Source organism: Pseudoalteromonas sp. AOP31-A2-14 (assembly GCF_052378035.1).
Classification (GTDB): Bacteria; Pseudomonadota; Gammaproteobacteria; order Enterobacterales; family Alteromonadaceae; genus Pseudoalteromonas.
The window spans coordinates 2,309,027-2,332,169 of the sequence record NZ_JBQSXI010000001.1 but is presented as its reverse complement, the minus strand read 5'-3'; the positions used below and the strand labels follow the sequence as shown (position 1 = coordinate 2,332,169).

Here is a 23,143-nt window from a genome sequence, read left to right as displayed (position 1 = left end):
AGCCAAGATTTAGTGTCGGTGTGAGGTGGCAGATGAACCCGTAGTAGTGAGTAAGGCTAGGCCGATGAAAGCCAGTAATGGTGTGGAGGGGAAAACCAAGCCGACCATCAACATTATGTTTGATGGGGTCAACTTTAGCCAAAAGCTTTAATTGATTGCGAAGGGGGGAAGTATTCTTTAAGCGTATGAAAGACGGGAACTTTTGTTTATCGGCTCACAAGTATTTCGACGGAAATAGCCAAAATATGACGGCCAAACAGGAATGTAGACGCTGAGAATTGAAGGGCGAGCAATGGAGTAATGACTGACCACTTAGGCAGATTGCCAAAAAAGGCTAGCACACCTAATGTCATCATGAAGAATCAGCGATAAGTAGAGTGACACGAGCAGACATACCGCAAGCAAAGGCAGAAAATGACAGTTTACTACAGCTTGTACGGACAATTATTAGACATTAATAACCTGTACAAGGGATTCAAAAAAGTGAAAGCAGCTAAAGGAGCGGCCGGAATAGATAGGCAGACCGTAGGCGCATTCGCCCTGAATTTAGAAGCAAACTTAAAACAACTGCAACTTGAGCTGCAAACCAAGCAATATAGGGCACAACCTGTCAAACGGGTGGAAATACCCAAAGATGATGGCGGTGTCAGAATGCTAGGTATCCCCGCAGTTCGAGACCGAATAGTGCAACAAACACTATTGAACATACTCCAACCGATATTCGACATCGACTTTCACCCATCGAGTTATGGGTATAGGCCGAAACGAAGCTGTCATGACGCTATCAGTAAAGCAAGTGTATTTATCCGTAAATACCATCGCGACTGGGTCGTAGACATGGATTTGTCGAAGTGTTTTGACCTGCTTGATCATGCTTTGATAATTAGGAGTGTTAGACGCAAAGTGACGGACGGTAGTATTTTAAAACTGATTAATCAGTTCTTAAAAAGCGGAGTAATGATAGGTGAACACTGGGAGGCTAGTACGATAGGAAGCCCACAAGGTGGCGTAATTAGCCCGTTATTGGCCAATATCTACCTAGATGCTTTCGATCAAGAAATGAAAAAGCGTAATCACCGAATAGTGAGGTATGCAGATGATATCTTGATTTTGTGCAGCACAGAAAAAGCAGCGCAAGAAGCACTTAAGGCATCCACCCAGATACTAGAGCGAGACTTGAAATTAACCGTGAACCAAAATAAAACCCATATTGCTCATAGCAGCAAAGGAGTGAAGTTTTTGGGAGTAGAGATAGGTAGCCAGTGGACACGGATACAAGCATCAAAACTCATCGGGTTTAAACAAAAAGTGAAGCAATTAACAAAACGTAACGGCGGCATAAATTTAGCAGAAGTAATAAAACGGCTAAATCCAGTTGTGCGCGGTTTTGTAAATTATTTTAGTATAGCCAATTGTAAACGAGAGCTAAAAGCCTTGGCAGGTTGGATCAGACGAAGACTAAGGGCAATACAGCTGAGGTTGTGGAAGAAGCCATCAAGGCTACATCGACGACTAAAACAGTTAGGAAAAAAGCCACCGTTTAAGTTCATTAAGATGAACTCGTGGCGTAACTCACTAAGCCCTTTATCTTGTGTATCGATGCCAAACCAATGGTTTGAGGAGCTTGGTTTATATCCAATAGAAAAAGTGAATACGGGATGGCTTGCTTTATCGGCGTTTAGGAAATAAGTTGATAAAATGTGAAGGGTACAGGAGCCGTATACGAGGTCCGTACGTACGGTTCTGTGAGAGGGATGAGGCATAAGCCTCACCCTACTCGATGTGTTCATTTTGAGTTGATTTTGGTGTTTAGCATCGCTGCTCTTATTATAGCGTTAACCCCAGGCTCTTTTTCGCTACAGGAGCAATATTACCAGTTTCAGAGCGATCCTACTTGGGTAGAAGTGTCGTTTAATTTTATCTATATCTTTGTTATTGCATTAATCGCTCCTTTATTTGTAACCGGAGGGTTTTTAGCCTATTTACATCGACGTGTTGAGCTAGAAGGTTGGGATATTGAGCTGGCGTTTAAAAATATGCGATCTCGATTTAAAGCTATTTTACCTGTACTCTGCTTTTTTGTGAGTGCTCTTTTTTTAGCACCTTCACCTAAAACTTATGCACAAGAGCTTAATAAACAAACCATTAAAAATGATGTTGCGGCTTTATATGCTGAGAATGATGTTATTGAGAAAAAAACAACATGGGTACCTCATTTTGATGAATCAGACGGGAGCTCTGAAAAAGACTTTCTATCATCGGTAGTGTCCTTTTTTCAGTGGGTTGGTACAGGCTTAGGCAACTTGTCGTGGCTTTTAGTCGGTGGCTTAGTTTTATTACTTGCTTATTATCTCTACAAAAATAAAGGCTTTTTTACAAGTGTTGCACCTAATGACAAGGTGAGTAAAAACAGCGAGCATGTAATACCCACGCTGTTTGCGGACATTCAGCACAATGATATACCTAAAGATTTGATTTTAGCAGCTAAACAAGCTTATGAAGAAGGAAACTTAAGACGAGCACTTGCTTATTTATTACAGTTCTCACTTTTTTGGGCACAGGAAGCGCATAGTGTTAAGCTGCATTACTCTATGACTGAAAGTGAGTGTCAATTCGCAATTTATCAGAAAATACCTCCATCGCAACAACCTATTTTCGAACGTTTATTTTTGACTTGGATGAAAGTGGCGTGGGCCCATCAGCATATTGACTTTAACTTTGCTGAGCTAGCAGATGAGGTTAGCTCATTAAAAAATGCACGCCTAAATGAGCAAGGACCTAATTTATGAAACGCAACTTTCTTGTTGTAGTCGTCGTGGGTATTATTGCTATTATAGTTATGTTAATTGCGAGTGCTTTACTTGCTCTTAATTGGGAGAAGAAAGAGGTTGAAACTGGCTTTCATCCCAATGTTGCTAAAGACAATTTTACAATGGCGCAGCGCTTACTAAACCGTTATCAAATAAAGTGGCACAAAGATAAAGACAAGCTAGTGGTTGCTCAGATTGAAACTGATCCGTTGAGTATAAATAATAATACACGGCTTATTTTAGATGAGGCTGCGTTGAGTGAGTCCCATGAACTAAATCAGCAATTACTAAGCTGGGTTAATCAGGGGGGGGAATTAATTTATGTCTTATCATCACAGCGTGAGGCATTAGGAATCGATAATAGTATTTTTTTTCAAACGCTGGGTATTCGTATTGCGACAGATGAGAAAGAGTTTGACCTGTTATCTTCAATCAACTCTGAGACTAATAGAAATACCAGCTTTGAGCTCAGTACTGACAGTATCCTTGAGCTTGAACTTAGCGAAAAATATAGTGTAGAAAATTGTCCGGGTCGAGCCGTTAAAAATGACGCAAGTAATGTGGTTATTTGTGATATTACAATAGGCAATGGTCGCGTTATTGTGTTGCCTTCAATGACTCCTTTTACAAATAATAACCTTCGGGATTTAGATCATGGTAGCTTGTTACTTTGGCTTGCAGCTGATGCGAAAAACATTACTTATATTCCCTATTTAACCTACTCTAATTGGTTTGCAAAGCTTTGGGGTTGGAGTTGGCAATTAGTCATCATTATACTTGTTTTGACCGTTACGTGGGTGTGGCGTATGAGTAGTCGCATTGGTCGAGCCTACGCGCCAGATGCATTAATTAAAGTAAGTTTTAATAATCACGTTCAAGCGGTTGCTAATTTTTGTGTCCAGCATGGCCATGAAAGGATCTTCGTTGATGCTTTAATGCGAGATTTTTACAAAAGGGTTGAGCTTAAAGTACCAAACTTTAGAAAATTAACTAACGAGCAGCAAGCAGAAGTTATTGCAAGGCTTACTAATTTCGATCAGCAACAAGTTGCTCAACTGTTGTCCAGCACTTTTCCAGAGTCGGAACCGAAAAAAGTCGAATATATTAAGCGATTTAAACAATTAAGGAATGCCCTATGACAAGCGAATCACCAACAGGACCAATAAGCTTACCAGAAGCTTCATCAGCGATACTGCAAGTTAAAGCGAATATAGCGCGTGTTTTAATAGGTCAAGATGAAATCGTCGAAGATATTTTAACAGTCTTGTTTGCAGGGGGCCATGTGCTGCTTGAAGGCGTTCCAGGATTAGGGAAAACATTGCTAGTTAGAGCGCTTGCCAAGAGCCTTAATGTGTCTTCCTCAAGAGTTCAATTTACTCCTGATTTAATGCCTTCAGATGTGCTTGGAAATAGTTTGTATGATATGAAATCAGGTGAATTCACAATTAAGAAAGGACCTGCTTTTACTAATATCTTACTTGCTGATGAAATAAATAGAGCTCCTGCAAAAACACAATCAGCATTACTCGAAGTAATGCAAGAACAGCAGATAACGTTAGATGGTGAATCTTTAAAAGTGGCTTCGCCTTTTATGGTATTAGCCACGCAAAACCCACTTGATCAAGAAGGAACGTATCCGCTACCAGAAGCAGAACTTGACCGATTCATGATGAAAGTTGAACTTGACTTTCCATCTCACGAAGCCGAAGTGGAGTTACTTAAGTTAAATACACAAGTGTTTTCAAATGAGTCGAGTGTAGACAACTTACCGAGCGTTTTATCAGCTGATGACATTTTTCAAATCTTGAATTCAAGTATTAAGTGCAATCATTATGCAGCCACCAGAACTTCTGATTGCCCCGTAAATAATTCATGAGGGGTTTTATACCCTCTTGTTTTTCTTGGCCGATGGTTGAGCTTATCAACTGCCGCCTGTATCTCTGCTTCACTTAGCGCCATAAAGTCAGTTCCCTTGGGGAAGAAGCGTCTAAGTAAGCCGTTGGTATTCTCATTTATGCCCCGCTCCCATGATGAATAGGGATGAGCGAAATACACATCAGCTTCTAATTTTTGTGCAACATGCTCATGGTGAGCAAACTCTTTTCCATTATCTAACGTCACGGTAATAACCTTACCTTTATATGGTGTCATACACGTGATCAGCGCATCGGCTGTTATTTTCGCATGCTTGCTTTCAATTCTGTGAACGACTGTATATAACGTTTTACGTTCAACCATTGTGACAAGCGCATTTTTACGCCCTTTACCTATCACTGTATCGCCCTCCCAATCACCAATCCTAGACTTTGAATCCACAATACTTGGGCGTTCATCAATGCTGACTCGATTAACTATCTGTCCACGTTTATCATAGCTTCCATAGCGTTTTTTATACTTTTTACATGCACGAGTGAGTGTCTTATGTAGCTTGCCACCACGAGCCTTGTCTCTGTAAATATATTGATAAATTGTTTCATGATGTAAAACGACCTGTTTCTCTAAAGCTAAGCGGCCTGCCACTTGCTCAGGGGAAAGTCCGTCATGCAACAATTTATTAATCCAGTGAGTGACGTCCTCTGTTAACTTACTTGCTTTGAAAGATGACTTACGTCTTTGTTCAGCAAAGTTATTGGCTTGGTTAGGCCGATAGCCTTTAAGTCCTTTATTGCGTTTTAGCTCTCTAGAAATAGATGACGGTGAACGAGTTAGTTCTTCAGCTATCTGCTTTTGGTTATTTCCTGCTTTTATTAACGCGTAAATCTGGTATCTTTCTTCTTGTGTCAGCTGTTTATATTTCATTAAAGCAATTTCCTTTGGCGAGAAAATGGCCGAATTATAACAGCTGGCCATCTAATCTGAGAAATTGCACTTATTATCCGAATTTAGGAATTAAACAATTATGCGCATCCACTTTAGTGGACGAAAAAATAATGAATTATGTTGTAGAAGTTGTACGCAGTAGCCGCACCTGGCAAGGCGTTATTCATGGTGCCGGGCTTCGTGCCTCAATTAATATTATAAAAGCGGCAAAAGTAACCGCTTTAATTAATGGTCGTGACTTCGTTATTCCTGATGATATTAAACTAGTGACTCCTAATATTTTACGCCACCGTTTAATTTTATCTGCAGATTTAGAGTTAGAAGGTGTCTCTCATGAACAAATAATAGATTCAATTTTAGCTAGTGTTGAAGCGCCCCGTTCATGATTCGTACAAAGCTTCGCCCAGCTAAAAGGTTGGTTAAGCTGTTATTTTCACTGGCGGTAATTATATTGATCAGTGCGCTTTTAGCTCTTGGCAATATGTTTATTACAGCAATACTTATTGGGCTTACTCTATTGGTCTTAATTGATTTTGTTTTGGCGTGGTTACCTCGAGATATAGAGGTTGCGGTAAAAACAAGTCAAAATATGGCTCTTTTACGATGGCAAACGGCCGAGCTAATTATTAGTAATAATAGCCAGCAAGGCTTAGTAACCGATGTCAGCTTGCACTTTAGTAATGTTATTGAGCTAGATAAACCGATCAAAAGTGTTGCGTTAGCAAATACAGAAAAAGCGTGTTTGGCTTTTAGGTTACGAGGACAACAGCGGGGAAATGCCGCACTAAATACAGTAGAACTTAGAATTAGTTCTCCTTGGAAGTTTTGGCAGACAAATTGGTTAATCAAACAAAAAATTATACTTAAAGTCTACCCAGACTTCAGCGCAGTTAGAGCAAGTCAGTCCTTAAACGGGATAAGTAAAAAATCTATTGGTGGCCTTAAACTGGCTAAAAAACGAGGCTCTGGAATAGAGTTCCATCAACTACGTGAGTATCGTCAAGGCGACAGTGTTCGTCAGATTGATTGGCAAGCGACAAGTAAAAGGCGCAAGCTTATTTCGCGAGAGTATCAAGAAGAACAAAACCAGCATGTGGTAGTCATGCTGGATGCTTCAAAAAAAATGAATATCGAAGCAACACGAGGCAGCCACTTTGATCACGCACTTAATGCATTACTTTTACTTGCACATCGTGTTTTGAAACAAGGTGATTGGTTTAGTATGCAAAGTTTTAACCAACAAACGCGATGGTTAGCAAATGTGAAAGGTGCTCAGAATGTATCTCGGGTGATGAATCATTTTTATGATTTATACCCAGATCAAAGTAGTAGTGACTACATCGTTGCCGCAAATAAATTAATAGCTAAGCGTAGTAAACGCTCATTGGTGCTACTGGTTACGACGTTAGACGAACAAAGTCTTGAAGAATTACTCCCTGCTATAAAGCTGCTTCAAAAACATCACTTAGTGGCATTGGTCAATATTGATAACTACGCACTAAATGAAGTTATCGACGAGCCAATTGTTGATAGTCAAGACGCAACAAAGTATTGCGTAGCACTGAGCTTACTAAATTCACACAAGGCAAATATGGCTAAGCTGCGAAAAGAAGGTGTTATTGCCATAGATTGTAAGCCAGAGCAATTATTACCTAATGTGATTAATACGTACTTAAGTGTAAAACATTCCGGCGTATTATGAGAGTTTAGAAATGAGAGTTTAGAAATAAAAAAGGCATTGATATCAATGCCTTTTTTAATACTAAAAATAAAACTTATTTTTGATTGTCTATCGCTTCGTTAATTTTATATTGGAAATAAATAATATTGAAGAAGAAGGTCATAATACCGCCTAATTTTACAGGCTCATTACTTCCTTCGTTAATTAGTTCAACGAGTGATGTACGAAGAGTGAATATCACTACAAGACCTATTACAAATGACGATAATGAAAGAATAAACGATAAAACTGGGGGAAGCGCAGCAAATGATAGGGCAAAATTAATTACATATAGTGCGATATAACCATATAATAGGTTTATATTTAACTGATGTTTTGCTAATGAGTTGGCTTTTTGTGTACGCGAAACTAACCAATATACACCATAAATTCCAAGAGTCAGAAACGCTAAGAAGAAGACCCCCCATGCTGAAAACCGCTCAAAATCGAGAATTGGTTTATTATTAGAGCTGTTGTCTTGAGAAAGGTTTGACTCAGGTGCTTCGTATACATTTTCAATGTTATCAGACATGATTAATTCCTATTAAATATGGTTGTTCCTGATAAGGGTATTTGCCTTGGGGCTGCTATCATCATACATAGAGTTTTTTTTTGTATATCGGTGCTGACACTTTTATTCATTCTGTTGATGATAATAATATATCTTAATGCCAGCTCTGAACTATGCTGGATGCTGCTTGGAGGCTTTAGCTAACTGAATGAATTAAGCTCGGGGTTGACTTGCTCCGCTGGCTTTTTAAAAACTGGGTAAACTCACTACGAGACAGTGGCTTTGAATAGAAGTAACCTTGTACAGTTTGGCAGTTTAATTGCTCTAATATATTAATTTGTGCTGCTTGTTCAACCCCTTCGGCAACAACATGTAAATCAAGGTTGTAGGCAATGGTAACGATTGAGTCGACCATATTACGGTCACGTTCAGACTTCATATCACCAATAAAGGCTTTATCGATTTTTAAGGTGTTTAGTGGGAATTGCTTTAAGTAGGCTAATGAAGAGTAGCCCGTCCCAAAGTCATCCATTGCCAAGTGAATGCCACGGGCACTAAGTGAGCGCATAATGCTAATAGCTTCTTGTGGATCATCCATTACAGTGCCTTCGGTGATTTCAAGCTCTAAAAAGTAAGAGGGTAGAGCATTTTTTTGTAAGATCACATCAATACGGGTGGTTAAGTCTGGCAAGCTAAACTGCTTTGCTGATAGATTCACAGCGACTCGACCATTAAACAGTCCTTCATCAACCCAGTCTTTTACATCGCGACAGGCTTTATTGAGGACCACTTCACCAATTTCGATGATTTGCCCGGTTTCTTCTGCAATAGGAATAAATACACTAGGGCTAATAATGCCACGGCCCTAAGCAGCCCATTTCCTGTGTAAATAGGTTTTTTTGATACTCATTAAAAGCATCAAATATTTTTCTAAGGTTAACTAATCCCTCTTTTGATAAGCATTCCAGTGAATTTTTACTGGAGTTTGGGTCAAATAAGATATCGACCATCGATTGAGTTACTTCGTTAGCGCCTGTCAGACATTGTCGGCGTAACTAAAATTGTACGGACGAACAATATGTGCGATACGACAATAAATTTGCCAGCCAAATACAAAGCACAAAGCAGTGTCTATTTAAGTAGATACGAGCCACCAACCATTATTAGCAACCTAAAAAGTACAGTAAACACCTAGCGAAAAACCATAAATTAAGTATTTAAAAGTAATGATTTACGCTTATCTGCCCAACTTGCTACAGCAAATAAAACGCTTAAATACACACTTGCCAAAGGCTTATTAATCAAATAAAAAACATAACAGCTTCTTTTTAATTATTATTAAATCTCAGCATAGGCATTCTAATAAAAATTATAGCCCAACTTTAAGTGCTAACTAATTGTTTTCCATGTATCTATATAAACAGCCTTAAAATAAATAGGAATTATTTGCATTTAGTGTTGACACAAAACCAAATCTAACTGATAATCAATATCAACAAGACGATAAAGCACAGCGGTTTGTTATGGAGTAAACTGAATTTGTTTCTCGACCCTGAAACAACGTGTAGCCCACGTTAAAGCGATGGTTACCTGTTATTAATCACAACGCCCCTGAGGTTGATAACGGGTAGCCGCCCTACTATTTTACTTGCTACATTGCTCATATCGGTGACGGTAGATATGAAACTAAAAAAGCCCTTACGGGCTTTTTTTATGTCTGTAATTTAGTGCGCTGAGCAGTATAAAAATTAACGACGATTTTTGCGCGCACGTGCCCGACGTTGCTTTTTCTCTTCTTCTTTGGCAGCTTTTTTGGCTTCTGCTGCAGCGCGTAACCCAGCCACCATGATCTCTTCTTCTTCACGCATCGCCGGTGTTTCCATAGTAATACGGCCAATAATGCCATCACGCAATTCGTTAATTAGAATTTCAGACATTTTATAGGTATCGATTTGGTTACCACCACGAATACAGCCACGCTTTTTACCTGCCATTTCCACAAACTCCCAATCACTTTCTGGCAGTTCATCGAGTTTATAACGCGCTTTTAATAGCTCAGGATAAGCATGTAATAAATACTCAGCGGCGTAGCTTGCCACTTCTTCATAATCAAGCGCCGTATCACGTATTGCCCCCGTAGCACCAAGACGATAACCCGAGTTTTCGTTTTCTACTTTAGGCCACAGCATACCCGGTGTATCGTAAAGCATAATTCCGTCTTCAAGCTTAATACGTTGCTGCGCTTTAGTGACTGCAGGCTCGTTGCCTGTTTTTGCTACAATGCGTCCAGCCAATACATTAATTAACGTAGATTTACCAACGTTAGGAATCCCCATGATCATCGCTTTTATTTGCTTATCAGCGCCGACTTTATGCGGTACTAATTTTTTACAAAGCTCATTAATCCGGTGAACTTCAGCGGCCTTATCATTACCAAACGCAATAGCTTTAACAGCATTTTCTTGCTCAAAATAGCCTTTCCACGTTTGCGTCATTTTCGGATCGGCTAAATCAGCTTTATTTAAAATTTTGATGACCGGCTTACCTTCACGCAAGGTTGCCACCATCGGATTTTCACTACTGTAAGGAATGCGCGCATCAAGCACTTCGATGATCACATCCATTTGCGGCATTATTTCTTTAATTTCGTTACGGGCTTTGTTCATGTGCCCAGGGAACCACTGTATTCCTGCTCTACTCATTTGATATGTAAACCTTTTATTTCAACCCATAACACCATGGGGGACTGTGTGGGGTACTGGGTGAATAATATCGATTTATCACCTTAACTAATAGTGAGAAGTTTACTACATAACTTAGAGTTATTGCAGGTGCTTACATTATTCGGTAATGGGCATGTTATCACTAGACTTAATAATTCTCAGGTAAAGGTTTTACCTGTATACATAGTTAATAGTATATAACAATACAAATAATTAGTTAAATAGCATGGTGAGCTAAAAACGTCACAGCTCAAAGCTGGTTCAATCGATTTTTCAATAACAACAAAACCTATGAGCGCCTGGAAAAGTATGCAGTGAGCTTTGATGACATCTCAGATACTGTAATTAACCGCGCTAGACTTGATAGAATATGTAACTGAAGGAAGATCAGATAAACAATCCCCTTAAAAATCCGTCTTATCATCTCACAATAAAACAAAAAATGAATTCCAAGCATATCTAATTAAATCAAAAATGGTAGAAATGGTTATCCATTTATCCACTATAGCGACGCTAACCATGAGAAAAACACGTAGACTGGAGCCGTGGCGTAGTATTTACATAACGGCGTGCTGAAATGAGTTATGCCAACCAGCGCCCAATATCAGCAGTCTATTACTATGACACTAGCCCAGATGGTGATCCCCAGACGGAAATACTACTGTAATAACCTAGCAAAGTTATTACAGTAGCTTCTTAGCGCTTTATTATTTAATTACTATCGGGTTAATTGGAGAGCCTGACCCTTTTTTCATCTTCAAAGGAGCAGCTGTAAACATAAAGGAATACTGGCCATCATTTGCACTATCTTTAGCAAGATCATCTAACCAGTATAGTTCACTTAATACGACACCAAGATCACGAATTAATGCACCGTGAAGAGGAATAATATAATCTTGACCATTGATGTTTTGTGGAACTAGTTCAACAGCTAGGTTATCAGCTGCGATTACAGGAATTTCCATGTTATCAACCCATTTGATTAGTTCTTTGCTATAGCACAGTCCAGGTTCAGTTGTTGCTGACCAGGGTGCATCAGGGGTATCGGTATAAAAGCGACCGACAGAACCGGTGCGAATTAAAAGTATGTCACGCTTTTCAACGGTTACGTTTTGAGCTTTAGCTGTTTCTTTTAAATCGTCAAGTGTAACGCAACTGCTAATTGGAAGACGGCCTGACTTACCGCCTTTCAAACGTCCAACATCTAACAGAATACCTCGGCCAACGACACCATGTTCTCCCAATACACCAACATCAACGTGATCATGACCATGCACGGTGCTATCAGCGGATACGCCGCCAAAAACTTTATCGCCATACCAAGCATGACCAAGCGCATCCATATGTGTAGTTCCTTGTAAATACATAAACACAGCATCATCTGAATACTTAACACCACCCGCTAGCTCATCAAGCTTCCCTGTTGAATACATGCTTTGATCTTGAGTCATATAATGCATTGCTGGAACACGACCTGGAAATACAGGGCCGATGCCATGAGTAATTGGAAGTTGTAAAGTAAAAGTTTTACCTGAATTAACTGCTTTTATGCCACGTAATGCCTGTGCTTTGTCTAAATAATTAAGTGCGCCAATTTGGTTCTCTTTACCCCATTTAGTCCAGTTTTTTGGCATGTCTTTTTGTAATTCTTCGATTGGGCTCGTTTCAGCTAAAGCCACACCAGCTGACGCTAGTAGAGCACTTGTAATCGCAACATTAAGTAGTTTTGTTATATATTTCATAGTTTTATCCTTTGTTGTTAAAGACTGCAATATTATTATTTTGTTGCTAACACAATTTAATGTACTTGGTTTCCAAATATTCCTCGATTCCCTGCTTTCCGCCCTCACGACCAACACCAGAAGACTTAATACCACCAAAAGGGACTGCTGCATCAGAAATCAACCCCGTATTGACACCTATCATCCCAGCTTCAATCGCGCGTGAAATTCGTTTAATTTGAGCTAAATTAGAACTGTAAAAGTAAGCCGCCAATCCAGTATTTTGTGCACGTAAATGCGCTAGAAGCTGGCTCTCATCGCTATACTTAATCAAAGGTGCGATAGGACCAAATATCTCTTGTTTTACACAGTCCATATCAATCGTTGCTGAATTTAAAACCGTAGGTTTAAACCAATTTGGCGATTGCTCCCATCGCTCACCACCGCATGCGATTTCTGCTCCTTTTGTTACGGCATCTTTTAGCAAAGACTCCACTTTTTCTAAGGCTGCTTGATTAATTAACGGGCCCATATCAACACCATCTTGAGAGCCTAAACCTAACTTTAATTTGCTTACACGCTCAACAAGTAAACGTGAAAAGTCGTCATAGATACTTTCATGAACATAAAAAGCATTGGCACAGACACAGGTCTGCCCAGCATTGCGAAACTTGGAAACCATAGCTCCTTGTACCGCGCTTTCTATGTCAGCATTTTCGCTCACAATGAATGGGGCATTTCCGCCGAGCTCCAAAGATAATCGCTTTACGTTAGTGGCGGATGCGGCCATTAAGTATTTGCCAACACCAGTAGAGCCTGTGAAACTCAACTTACGAACAATATGACTTTGCGTTAAACACTGACCTATGACTTCTGCCTCGCCGGTCACCACATTTAAAACACCATCTGGAATACCAGCTTGCGCAGCCAACTCAACTAAGGCTAAAGCGGTAAATGGAGTGTCAGGAGCAGGTTTAACAATCATTGTACAACCCGCAGCTAAAGCTGGAGCGACCTTACGAGTTATCATTGCAGCTGGAAAATTCCAGGGGGTAATAGCGCCACACACACCAACAGGCTCTTTAGTGACAATCATTGTGTCTGCATTTTCTGCAAAAGGCAGAACACCACCGTGATCCATCATTGAAGGTTGGGCGTACCAATTAATATAGCTGATGGCGTAATCTATTTCGCCGAGAGACTCATTCAGTGGCTTTCCTTGTTCCAAGGTCAGAATTTTTGCAATTCTCTCTCTGTTATTAGTTATTTTCTCTGCCCATTTTGCAAGAAGTGCACAACGCTGGCGTACGTTAATATCACGCCATTTATAAAAGGCTTGCTCGGCATCAACGATGCAAGCATCTATTTGCTCGCGACTCAAAAGAGGAACGGAGCCAATTATTTCATCCGTCGCTGGATTTAAAATTGATTGTCCTTTTCCATTGGACGCTGATATCCACTCCCCATTGATAAAGGCCTCTTGGCGCAACTTTAAAGCTTCAATATCAAACATCGTCTTCTTGCTCCTCATTGTTATTTTGACGCCAACGCTTTTGCTTTTTAACTAATGTTGACTGATCTATATCTAATGCTTTCGCTGCTGCTCTAGTTGTCCCGTGCTCAAGCAAAGCCTCAGTGATTAATTGTTGCTCCAAGGCCTCCACTTGAGATTTCAATGTATGAACTCCTAAATTCATGAATTTCTTGATAGCTAATTCTTTTGGCAATTGAGCCGCCGTAATTAAAGGCTCATCTGTTGTAACAACTAAGCGCTCGGTTAGATTTATTAACTCACGAATATTGCCCGGCCAATCATATGAGCTTAAGTGCGCAATAAGATCGGGGTGCCATCGACAATCCAATTCATACTTGTCGTTAAAATGTTGAATATAGTGTTCAAGCAATGGTTTAACTTCATCAGTTCTTTCTCTTAAAGGAGGCAAATGAATAGGCACAACATTCAAGCGGTAAAGTAGGTCTTCTCTAAATAACTTAGCTTCGACCTGACGCTTAAGATCGTGATGCGTTGCCGAAATCAAACGGAAATTGGTATTTTTAAACTCAGTGCCACCCACGGGACACGGCAAGATCATTATAAATTGAACTTATAGAGCAAGTAGTGATCAGATCAAGGCATAATAATTACTTGGTCGCATAAATATGAGCACTACTTTTCTGAAACATTTTAATTCAATTACAGATCCTCGCATTGAACGTTGTAAAAAGCATGAACTTATCGATATTCTTCTCCTTGCTATTAGCGCTGTACTCTCTGGTGCAGAAGGATGGGAAGATATTGAAGACTTTGGGCACCTAAAGCTTGATTGGTTAAAAAAATACGGCACGTTCAACGCAGGAATTCCAAAACATGACACGATTGCTCGCGTCATGTGTCGGTTAAAAGCAAATGAAATAGAAAGGGCATTTCAATCTTGGATATCATCACTGATTGAAACTACAGGTGCAGATATCATCGCTATCGATGGCAAAACCGCACGGCGTTCATTTACCACAAAAGACAGAAAAAGTGCCTTACACACGGTCAGTGCATGGAGTTGCCAACACCAGTTAGTGCTTGGGCAGACGGCTGTTGATAATAAAACAAATGAAATCACCGCAATACCAGAATTACTCACCCTGCTCGATATTGAAAACAGTATCATTACGTTAGATGCGATGGGATGCCAACAAGAAATAGCAAAACAAATCATCCAACAAAAAGCAGATTATATTCTTGCACTTAAAGGTAATCATTCAGGCATGCAAAAGGAACTAGAAGCGTGGTGGCACAAGTGCGAGCGTGAAAGGTTAACTAAGCATAATTGTGATGAACATACCGAAATAAGCTCAGGACATGGGCGTGTTGAAACACGTACATGCCAGCAGTTACTTATAGATAAAAGCTGGCTAGGCAAGGATTATCGTTGGCCTGGCTTAACGAGTATTATTAAGGTCAGGGCTGAAGTTCATGATAAGTCGGCAGGGTCGGATACCACTGAAACACGCTGGTATATAAGTTCATTAGACTTAAATGCAGCGCAAGCACTCAATGCAGTACGCAGTCACTGGCAGGTTGAAAGCATGCATTGGATGCTTGATATGAACTTCAGAGAAGATGAATCGAGAATACGCAAACTTCAAGGGCCATTAATGTTTAATGTAATGCGAAAGATAGCCATGGCGCTTTTTAAACAAGATGCATCTAAGTCAGCAAGTATGGCGAGGAAAAAGAAAATGGCAGGGCTAGACGATGATTACCGCTCAACCCTGCTAGAGTCTGGGATTAAAATGCGCTAGCCGTGCTAATAATGCCCTTTTTAGGGGTAATAAAGCGTACTAATGCTTCCATCCCTTCAAGTTTACCGTTACGGATATTCATTTTTGGTTGATAGTAAACTTCAAAATGATCTCCTTTTAAACCAAAGCGTATCAGGTTTTCTATTTGTAGGCGCTTTACCGCTTGGCGGTTCATGGTATCGTTAAAAAATAAGTAACTATTGCCTTTTTTCTTGGCGTGATACATGGCTGTATCTGCATTTTTTAATAAAATTTCCGGCGTATGGCCATCTTCAGGAAATAATACAATGCCCACGCTTGAAGTGATCACCAGTTCATGGCCTGCCATTTTAAAGGGGGTAGCTATGGCGCCTAAAAACTTTTTGGTCATGCGTGTGATAGTGTGAATATCGTTGGTATCCGACATTACCAGTGCAAACTCATCGCCGCCTAAGCGGTAAAAAATGTCTTTTTCGCGAGTTAGTTTATTTAATCGCATCCCTAATTTAGCAAGTAAGCTGTCACCTAGGTGATGACCGAGCGAGTCGTTAATTTTTTTAAAGTCGTCTAAATCAAATACTAATAAAGCATGATGAGCGCCTTGTTTGGCGAGCTTTTTAAGGTTAATAAAAAATAAGTTACGGTTAGGTAAGCCGGTTGTACGGTCGCGGTTAGATAAGTTATGAAGTTGCGACTCGGCTTTTTTTCGCTCAGTTAAGTCAGAATACACTACGACATAATTACAAATTTGCTGTTGCTCGTTTTTGATTTCATCAATCGAAATCTCGACTGGAAGTATAGTGTGTTCGCTGTTACGAAGTTTTAATTCTTGTTGCCAGTGCTCGGTGTCGCGAACTGTTTTTTTAATTTCATCAATATAGCTTTTATCGTAGCCAAACAAGGTAAAAGGTTTACTTAAATAGTGTTCGCGCTTACCACCAAATAAGTTTAAAAAGCCAGGGTTTAAATCGACTAAATTAAAGTCTTTATCATAAATGGCAATGGCGTCAGTTAATGACTCCACGCATTTAGCGAATAAATTTAAGCGCTCTTCGGTGGCTTTTAATTGGGTAATATCCCTTAGCGTGCCAGCCATGCGAGTGGGAGTTAAGCTTGCATCTTTTTCGATTATTTTGCCTCGATCAAGCACCCACTGCCAATGTCCTAAATTATCTTTTAAACGATAACTTGCTTCGAAAAAGTTAGTTTTTTGAGCGAAATGTTGTTTTAGTAATTGCTCAACTTGAGTTATGTCGTGGGGATGAATTAAAGTCCTGTGGGGAGGAAAATCAACGTTATTACTTCTGTTTAAAGCGTATTTATCATTGATTCTAAAAACTTGCTTATTGGTAATGTGCCAATCCCAAAGCGTATCTCCGCTGCCTTCGACCGTACTTTTTAAGCGTTTTTCTGAAATGTTAAGTTGGTGGCGAGATCTGCGCAGTTTGTAAATAGTAAAGAGTAAGTAGGGCAGTACTATAAGAATAAATAGGCTCGGTAAATATTGCAAATAGCTTTGTGGAAGCACTGACACACTAAAGCCAAAGCTCAATGGGCTATAGCTTAGTAATAAAATTGTTAGTAACGATGTTATTATCTTTTTAATTATCATTATGTAATTCTTATATTTGCAACGATAATTTAAATCAAGCGCTTTGAAGAGTCAAAGAGAATGCATATAAACTTCACTTTTTTTCTGTTTATTGGGCTTTGCAGAGCTTAACAGTTCATATCTTGGCCTATCATCCTGAAAGGTCGCTCTCGCATAGTTTAAAATGTCTTGTAGGCTAAGCTTTTCAAGCTCGTTTAGTAATTTTTTTTGAATATGAAATTGGTGATCTTGATTGCCAATAGCAAGCCACAAACGTTGTGAGCGTAAGCGAAGGTTTTTGTCTTTCTCACCAATATGCGTTTTTAAACCATGCTTTTTCTGTTGCCATTGCTGCTCGCTTAATTGTTTTAAAGACGCGACATACTCATTAATAAAGCTATTATGGCGAGCTAAAATAGTTTCAGGCGCATAGTTTGGCGATTGCACGTAAAAAGCAATTCCAGCGCGGGTATTAAATGGCGCATAACCTGCACCTACTAAGTAACCGAGTTGTTGATTGGTTCTAAGTTCATTAAAGTAATCTTGATTGATTAAATGGTTTAAGGCCATCATCTTTACTTTTTCAGCTACAGAATCGGTTAGCGTTTGATAATAAACTACCATTGCATTATCGCTGCAATTAAGTGTCAGCGGATTGTGCGTGACTTTATTAATTTCTACCAAAGGGCGTGTTAAATCCTCAATTGCGGTTGATTTTACTAAATGTTTGCTGAGTTTTTTATGGAAGTCTTCGGCATCTTTTTTTTGCCAGTTACCATGTAAAAATGACTCGACGTGCAGCGCTTTAAAAAACTCACTTCTAAAGCAATTAAACTGATGAAAACTAGTATCTTTTAGTGCTTTTGCCAAGGTGTTAGGTTCAGGGTTCCATGGCATTATTTGAGCGGCTAATACACTAAATAGTTCACCAACAGGCTTGTTATGGTTACTATTACGCCAATGCCTTACTAGTTGTTTTTTATATTCGGCAAAGCGTTTTGCACAAATGTCGACATTGAATAGCGCATCAATTAATTCATCTACCAAGGTTAATTGGCTTGATGAGAGTCCTGCGGTATGTAAGGTCAACCCGCCTTGATGTGAAGTTAAATGATAGCTTAAACCTGCCAGCTCTGCGGGGTAAAATTTTTCAGCTACACTGTCCATAAATAAATCAGCAAAAAGCCGTGTAAGTGCCATATGCTTAACATCTTTGACTGCAAAGTCAGAATCCATAGCTAGATAAAAATGACCTTTTGCTACGCGAAAGGTGTTGTCTTGTTTAAACCAAAAATCAAAGCCAGGTTGTTGTACTAACCGTGTTGGTTTAGTTTGCGGTGCAAGTACGTCATGCAGTACCACCTCTTTAGTTAAATAGGGATTTGCAGTTGGTAAAAGCATATCGGGTAGGGCTGTGTTTATTTCTGCTAACGCATCTAGCCAACAAGATGAAATTGGTTCCACGCGATACGGTGTATTATACCAAGCGGTTTTATGTTCGGGCTCTACATCCGGATGAATAAGTACTAAGCGCATATTGTGTGGGGTTAACCACTGCATAGCTGTTTCATGGGCGACTTGATTAAAGCCATCCATTAAATAGTCGCCTTGCACATAATGAGTTTCATCGTAATGCTGCATGTTGATACTTAAGTTACTAACCCAGTCAATTAAACGGGCTTGTTCTTGGTTATCAAAGGCGATTTGTAGCAGGTTCTTTTTATCTTGATAAAGTCGCGGTAGTTTATCTGTGTTTTGGGTAATTAAAAAAATGTATTCAAACACCATTTCTACAATATCTTCATAGTACTCAATACCTTCATCAGTAAGCGCGACACTAATATTAAAATCTTTAAAGTTACTACCATTAATGCCGCCACCGGCGGACAATGCATTGATCCAGCCTTGTTCTTTTAAAATAGAATACAATGAACCTTGGCCTTCATAACCGAGTAAATGGGCAATAAAACTCACCGTTTTATGGCGGTAAAAATCATCTATATTCGGCATAGCAAAGCTAACGATCAGCTTTTGCATGTGCTTATGCGGCTCAATATGTAGTACTTTCCCTAAATCTTCAGAACGATAAAGAGGTGCTTTAATAACCGGTTTTTGAGTGCTTGAGCCTTTAATATCGCTAAATAGCTGCTGCGCCCATAGCTCCATCGTTACAATATCAGCACTTGAACAAATAACCAGTGTCATCCACTGGGCTTGATAATACGTATTAAAAAATGCCTGTAGTTCGTCGCTAATACAGCCGTGACGGTCGGCCAAGGTTTGTTGGTTACCGACTGAAAACTTTGCAAAAGGGTGGTCAGGGTTAACGGTTTCTTTATGAGCTTGGTAAATGCGTCTGCCATCGTCTTTTATTTTCAGTTTAAACTCGGCCTCAATGGCATTTCGCTCTTTCTCAGTTTCAGCCGGGTTTAATAAAGGCGCGATAAAAAAACGACTAAATTGTGCCAGTGCTTGTTCAAACTCTTGGTTATTAATATCAAAAAAGTAGCAGGTATGTTCAGTGCCGGTCCACGCATTGGTGTTACCACCGGCTTGAGAAACATAATTGTTAAAGCCGCCAGATTCTGGAAATTGATCAGTGCCTAAGAAAAGCATGTGTTCCAAAAAATGGGCAAGGCCCTGCCTATCAAGGGGATCGTCAAAATGGCCGGCATTAACCGCCATAGAAGCCGCTGCCTTCGACGAATCTTTATCTTGAACTAATAGAATTTTTAGACCATTGTCCAGTGTGAGGGCACGGTATGTTCTGTTATCATTGCGGCTGATATTCAAATGATGCTCCTGAAACGTTAAAGTTTACTTGTTAACAACAGATGATAACTTCAGGACAGCATTGAAACTGCAACTGGATTCTACCTGAATATCATAAGCGATTTCTTGTTAGATGAGTCGTATGACTTAGTTTTAATATAGCGGACAATCGGGCAAACTGGCTACTGTTTTATATTCTTTAATTGGTTGATTTTTTATGAAAACAATCTTAATAATGCGTCACGGTGAAGCAATGCCTATGCAGGCTGATGATGCGGGTAGAAAGTTAACCCAACATGGCCACCAAGAAACAGCAAAAATGGGGTGTTGGCTACAAGCGCAATACCTACCCACCGGTTTGTTGGTAAGTCCTTACATTCGTGCGCAGCAAACCGCCACAGAGGTAAAGGCTAACAATACTTTCTCTTTTGAGCAAACTTGCCAAGATATGGTGCCGGAGGGTAACCCACAAGTTGCGGCCGACTACTTGGAAACTCTAATTGCCATGCATCCTGAGTGCAATTCTTGGTTGTTAGTTGCGCATATGCCCATAGTTAGTTATATAGTTGACCAACTTTGTCCCGGTAATATGCCTATTTTTAATACCGGTGCTGTGGCCGTTATTGATTATGACGAAACTAAGCAAAAGTGCCAATACCGCAGCATTCATGCCCCAGCCAATATTTAAAGTTACTGATACTATTTAATAAATACTGCTTAACAACTGGCTTTGTTAAGTTAGTGCCAAATTACCTTAGTGAATTTTATTATGACTATTGAACGCCTGCAAACGACTGCGCATGTGTTGCTTTATTTTATAAAAGGATCATTTATGTCTGCTAATTCTGTGGTGTTAATTACTGGGGCAAGTCGAGGAATAGGGGCTGCTACGGCTATCTATTTTGCTCGCCATGGTTATGACGTCTGTATTAATTATAAAACGAATCAATATAGCGCTGAACAAGTAGCCGAGAAAGTTCGTGGCTATGGTGTGCGTGCTGAAATAATAAAAGCAGACGTGTCTAAAGAGGTGAACGTTGTTGCCATGTTCCAAAAATTGGATGAATTATTTGACGAAATAGCTGTGTTGGTCAATAACGCCGGTATTTTAAAACCACAAATGCCACTGTTAGAAATGGATGCTGCGCGTATAAATGAAATACTCACCACTAATATCACTAGTGCTTTTTTGTGCAGCCGTGAAGCCATTAAACGAATGCCACAAGGTGGCTGCATTGTAAATGTTTCATCCGGTGCAGCAAAAACAGGTTCGCCAAACGAATATATCGATTATGCGGCATCTAAAGGGGCGATGGACACATTAACAATTGGTTTAGCAAAAGAAGTGGCTAAACAAAATATCCGCGTTAATTCAGTAAGACCAGGATTAATTTACACCGACATGCACCTCGATGGCGGCGAAGCAAATCGCGTTGATAGGCTCAAACAAAAACTACCTTTAAGACGTGGCGGGCAGCCAGAAGAAGTGGCCGCTGCGATTTATTTTTTAGCCTCTGAGCAGGCATCATTTACTACCGGTGGTTTTATTGATGTTGCGGGTGGCTTATAAAGTGACAGTAATAAGCCATCCGAGCAATAACGCTATAGTAATAAAGCTAGCCAAAAAGTAAAACTAACCACACTCAATACCGTTGATAATACCACCGCCCCTGCGAGCGTTACTTGGTGCTGGCCTATTTGGCTGGCAATGAGGTAAGCATTCACTCCCACCGGGGATGCACTTAAAAGTACCAGTACGGTTAAAGTTTGCTCGTTTAAAGTAAATACATAAGTACCTACTAAAAATACCAATGCAGGGAGTAAAAATATCTTCATTAATGAGGCAATTAGTGCTGGTTGCCAGTTTGCGGCTATTTTATAAAAGGCTAAATTGGCTCCTAGTACAAATAGGGCACAGGCTATAGCGGGTGTTGCTAGTAGCTCTAAACTACTTATTAGGTTTTCGAATAGTTCAATTCCTGAAACATTGATAATTAATCCGCAGCCGATACTAAAAACAATAGGGTTTAAGACCATGCTCTTAGCAAAATTTGGCCATGAAAAACGCTCAAGGTTGCCTTTAGCACCAATTAAATAAGTAAGTGCAAACAACAAAGTGCTATGGAACGTGATGATCATAAAGGCAATGGCAATCATTTCTTTGCCAAGAGAAGCAATGATAATAGGAATGCCGACCAGCACCATATTTGAATAGCTAGATGCTAAGCCAAACACACTGTGTCTTTGATAGTTTTTTTGTTCAGCTAAATAAAAACGGTCGAATAATATTCCTAAGCTAAACACGGTTAATACTGGTACATAAAAGCTGAGAAAAGCGGATAGGCTTAAACTTTGGTGTAAATCTATTTGCGCCATATTTAATAATAAAAAAGCAGGTAAACTAATATAAAACGTAAACTTGCTCAGCCCTGCAATATGTTCCTTTGCAAAGAACTTTAACTTGCAGCTGCTAAACCCAAGCGCAACAATAAAAATAAGCGGAAAGATGATTGAAAAAATCTGCACTACATTACAGCCTTAGGTTAAAAAATACTTTACAGTTTAGCGCCTAAACTCATCACTTTGCGGTAAGTTAATTAAAATTAGTACCGCGCCTTTACCACCATATTCGAGGGGCGCTTGGTGCATCGCAATAATATCGGGGTGCTGCACTAAATATTGCGGCACTTTATGTCTTAAAATATGCCCGCCAATACCGTGAACAACACAGGCGCAGTAGTAATGCCTTTTTTTGCATTCATGGACCAGCCCTGCAAGTTCATCTTTTGCGATTTCTTTATTAAGACCATGCAAATCGAGCGTTAGATCAGGTATATAATCGCCGCGTCGCAACTGCTTAGCTAAAAATCGGTCTTGACCCTCCTGTACGTAATTAACCGTACCATTCGTGTCAATATCAGGGATATACTCGTCCGAAAAGAAAAATTCTGACTGATGCTGCTTTTTTTGCTGGGCAAATTGCTTAGCTTGTGACACTTTAGGTTTATTAGCAAAGCGATGAGTGTCTTGTTTAAACACTTTGGCACCACTAATACTTTGACGAAACAAATCAATGTCGTCAGTGCTGATTGGGCTGTTTGAGTGAGGATCTTTTTTCATGGCGGCAGTCTAAACAAAAAAACGCTAAAAATCGAGTGAAAACCGAGTTAAAACCAAGAGAAAAGACGTTACAATAGGG

At 39.7% G+C, this 23,143-nt stretch carries 18 protein-coding genes and 2 pseudogenes; 9 read left to right on the top strand and 11 right to left on the bottom strand.

Annotated elements, in window-relative coordinates; all coding sequences use genetic code 11:
• Positions 1–414: 414 nt before the first annotated feature.
• The 4 genes from ltrA to ACT3S9_RS10760 all read left to right on the top strand — a co-directional run bounded on the left by ltrA (position 415) and on the right by ACT3S9_RS10760 (position 4,686).
• Positions 415–1,689 carry a group II intron reverse transcriptase/maturase gene (gene ltrA, locus ACT3S9_RS10775; protein WP_086960535.1) on the top strand — a complete coding sequence of 425 codons (1,275 nt, stop codon included), beginning with the start codon at positions 415–417 and terminating at the stop codon, positions 1,687–1,689.
• A 116-nt stretch (positions 1,690–1,805) separates the two neighbouring features.
• Positions 1,806–2,789, top strand: coding sequence for a hypothetical protein (locus ACT3S9_RS10770; RefSeq protein ID WP_444750940.1), 984 nt, complete (start codon positions 1,806–1,808; stop codon positions 2,787–2,789).
• Positions 2,786–3,949 (top strand): DUF4350 domain-containing protein, encoded by a 1,164-nt coding sequence (locus ACT3S9_RS10765; RefSeq protein WP_441834638.1) that lies wholly within the window; start codon positions 2,786–2,788, stop codon positions 3,947–3,949. Before ACT3S9_RS10770 ends, ACT3S9_RS10765 begins: the two co-directional genes overlap by 4 nt.
• Entirely contained in the window at positions 3,946–4,686 is a 741-nt protein-coding gene (locus ACT3S9_RS10760; protein WP_444750939.1) for an AAA family ATPase, read from the top strand. The genes ACT3S9_RS10765 and ACT3S9_RS10760 overlap by 4 nt, the downstream gene beginning before the upstream one ends.
• On the opposite strand, the gene ACT3S9_RS10755 is transcribed toward ACT3S9_RS10760, so the two are convergent.
• On the bottom strand, positions 4,641–5,609 hold the full coding sequence (locus tag ACT3S9_RS10755) for an IS30 family transposase (RefSeq protein ID WP_086959932.1): 969 nt from the start codon (positions 5,607–5,609) through the stop codon (positions 4,641–4,643). The two genes, ACT3S9_RS10760 and ACT3S9_RS10755, sit on opposite strands and share 46 nt — an antisense overlap.
• 131 nt (positions 5,610–5,740) lie before the next feature.
• Here ACT3S9_RS10755 and ACT3S9_RS10750 point away from each other — a divergent pair, with 131 nt between their 5' ends.
• On the top strand, positions 5,741–6,016 hold the full coding sequence (locus tag ACT3S9_RS10750; RefSeq protein WP_444750938.1) for an AAA family ATPase: 276 nt from the start codon (positions 5,741–5,743) through the stop codon (positions 6,014–6,016).
• Positions 6,013–7,332, top strand: a complete 1,320-nt coding sequence (locus ACT3S9_RS10745) for a DUF58 domain-containing protein (RefSeq protein ID WP_441834636.1) — start codon at positions 6,013–6,015, stop codon at positions 7,330–7,332. The genes ACT3S9_RS10750 and ACT3S9_RS10745 overlap by 4 nt, the downstream gene beginning before the upstream one ends.
• Before the next feature lie 73 nt (positions 7,333–7,405).
• Here ACT3S9_RS10745 and ACT3S9_RS10740 read toward each other — a convergent pair whose 3' ends face one another.
• The 6 genes and pseudogenes from ACT3S9_RS10740 to ACT3S9_RS10715 all read right to left on the bottom strand — a co-directional run bounded on the left by ACT3S9_RS10740 (position 7,406) and on the right by ACT3S9_RS10715 (position 14,398).
• Positions 7,406–7,882 carry a DUF4234 domain-containing protein gene (locus ACT3S9_RS10740; protein ID WP_441834635.1) on the bottom strand — a complete coding sequence of 159 codons (477 nt, stop codon included), beginning with the start codon at positions 7,880–7,882 and terminating at the stop codon, positions 7,406–7,408.
• Between the two features lie 175 nt (positions 7,883–8,057).
• Positions 8,058–8,723 (bottom strand): annotated as a pseudogene (locus ACT3S9_RS10735) (EAL domain-containing protein); the annotation flags it as partial.
• An 886-nt stretch (positions 8,724–9,609) separates the two neighbouring features.
• Positions 9,610–10,563, bottom strand: a complete 954-nt coding sequence (gene ylqF / locus ACT3S9_RS10730; protein WP_444511301.1) for a ribosome biogenesis GTPase YlqF — start codon at positions 10,561–10,563, stop codon at positions 9,610–9,612.
• A gap of 728 nt (positions 10,564–11,291) precedes the next feature.
• Positions 11,292–12,326, bottom strand: a complete 1,035-nt coding sequence (locus tag ACT3S9_RS10725) for a cyclase family protein (RefSeq protein ID WP_441836638.1) — start codon at positions 12,324–12,326, stop codon at positions 11,292–11,294.
• A gap of 46 nt (positions 12,327–12,372) precedes the next feature.
• Positions 12,373–13,818, bottom strand: coding sequence for an NAD-dependent succinate-semialdehyde dehydrogenase (locus ACT3S9_RS10720; protein ID WP_441836639.1), 1,446 nt, complete (start codon positions 13,816–13,818; stop codon positions 12,373–12,375).
• The gene (locus tag ACT3S9_RS10715; protein ID WP_444750937.1) at positions 13,811–14,398 is read right to left on the bottom strand and encodes a sigma 54-interacting transcriptional regulator; all 588 of its coding nucleotides are present in this window, start codon (positions 14,396–14,398) and stop codon (positions 13,811–13,813) included. Before ACT3S9_RS10715 ends, ACT3S9_RS10720 begins: the two co-directional genes overlap by 8 nt.
• A gap of 67 nt (positions 14,399–14,465) precedes the next feature.
• Between ACT3S9_RS10715 and ACT3S9_RS10710 the strand changes: the two genes are divergently transcribed.
• Complete coding sequence (locus ACT3S9_RS10710) at positions 14,466–15,602, top strand: ISAs1 family transposase (protein ID WP_008466968.1); 1,137 nt, start codon at positions 14,466–14,468, stop codon at positions 15,600–15,602.
• 4 nt (positions 15,603–15,606) lie between these two features.
• Here ACT3S9_RS10710 and ACT3S9_RS10705 read toward each other — a convergent pair.
• Positions 15,607–17,193: pseudogene (locus ACT3S9_RS10705) on the bottom strand (diguanylate cyclase domain-containing protein); the annotation flags it as partial.
• Positions 17,194–17,244: 51 nt separating this feature from the next.
• Positions 17,245–19,965 (bottom strand): insulinase family protein, encoded by a 2,721-nt coding sequence (locus tag ACT3S9_RS10700; protein WP_441836045.1) that lies wholly within the window; start codon positions 19,963–19,965, stop codon positions 17,245–17,247.
• Between the two features lie 196 nt (positions 19,966–20,161).
• Here ACT3S9_RS10700 and sixA point away from each other — a divergent pair, with 196 nt between their 5' ends.
• Together sixA and ACT3S9_RS10690 are read left to right on the top strand one after the other, a co-directional pair.
• Positions 20,162–20,632, top strand: a complete 471-nt coding sequence (gene sixA, locus ACT3S9_RS10695; protein WP_441836044.1) for a phosphohistidine phosphatase SixA — start codon at positions 20,162–20,164, stop codon at positions 20,630–20,632.
• 144 nt (positions 20,633–20,776) lie between these two features.
• Positions 20,777–21,514, top strand: coding sequence for an SDR family oxidoreductase (locus tag ACT3S9_RS10690; protein ID WP_441836043.1), 738 nt, complete (start codon positions 20,777–20,779; stop codon positions 21,512–21,514).
• A 32-nt stretch (positions 21,515–21,546) separates the two neighbouring features.
• Here the strand turns inward: ACT3S9_RS10690 and ACT3S9_RS10685 are convergent, their stop codons facing one another.
• Both ACT3S9_RS10685 and smrB read right to left on the bottom strand, forming a co-directional pair.
• Positions 21,547–22,470 carry an AEC family transporter gene (locus ACT3S9_RS10685; RefSeq protein ID WP_441836042.1) on the bottom strand — a complete coding sequence of 308 codons (924 nt, stop codon included), beginning with the start codon at positions 22,468–22,470 and terminating at the stop codon, positions 21,547–21,549.
• A 36-nt stretch (positions 22,471–22,506) separates the two neighbouring features.
• A complete protein-coding gene (smrB, locus tag ACT3S9_RS10680) occupies positions 22,507–23,064 on the bottom strand; it encodes an endonuclease SmrB (protein ID WP_441836041.1) in 558 nt (185 codons plus the stop codon).
• Positions 23,065–23,143 lie beyond the last annotated feature (79 nt).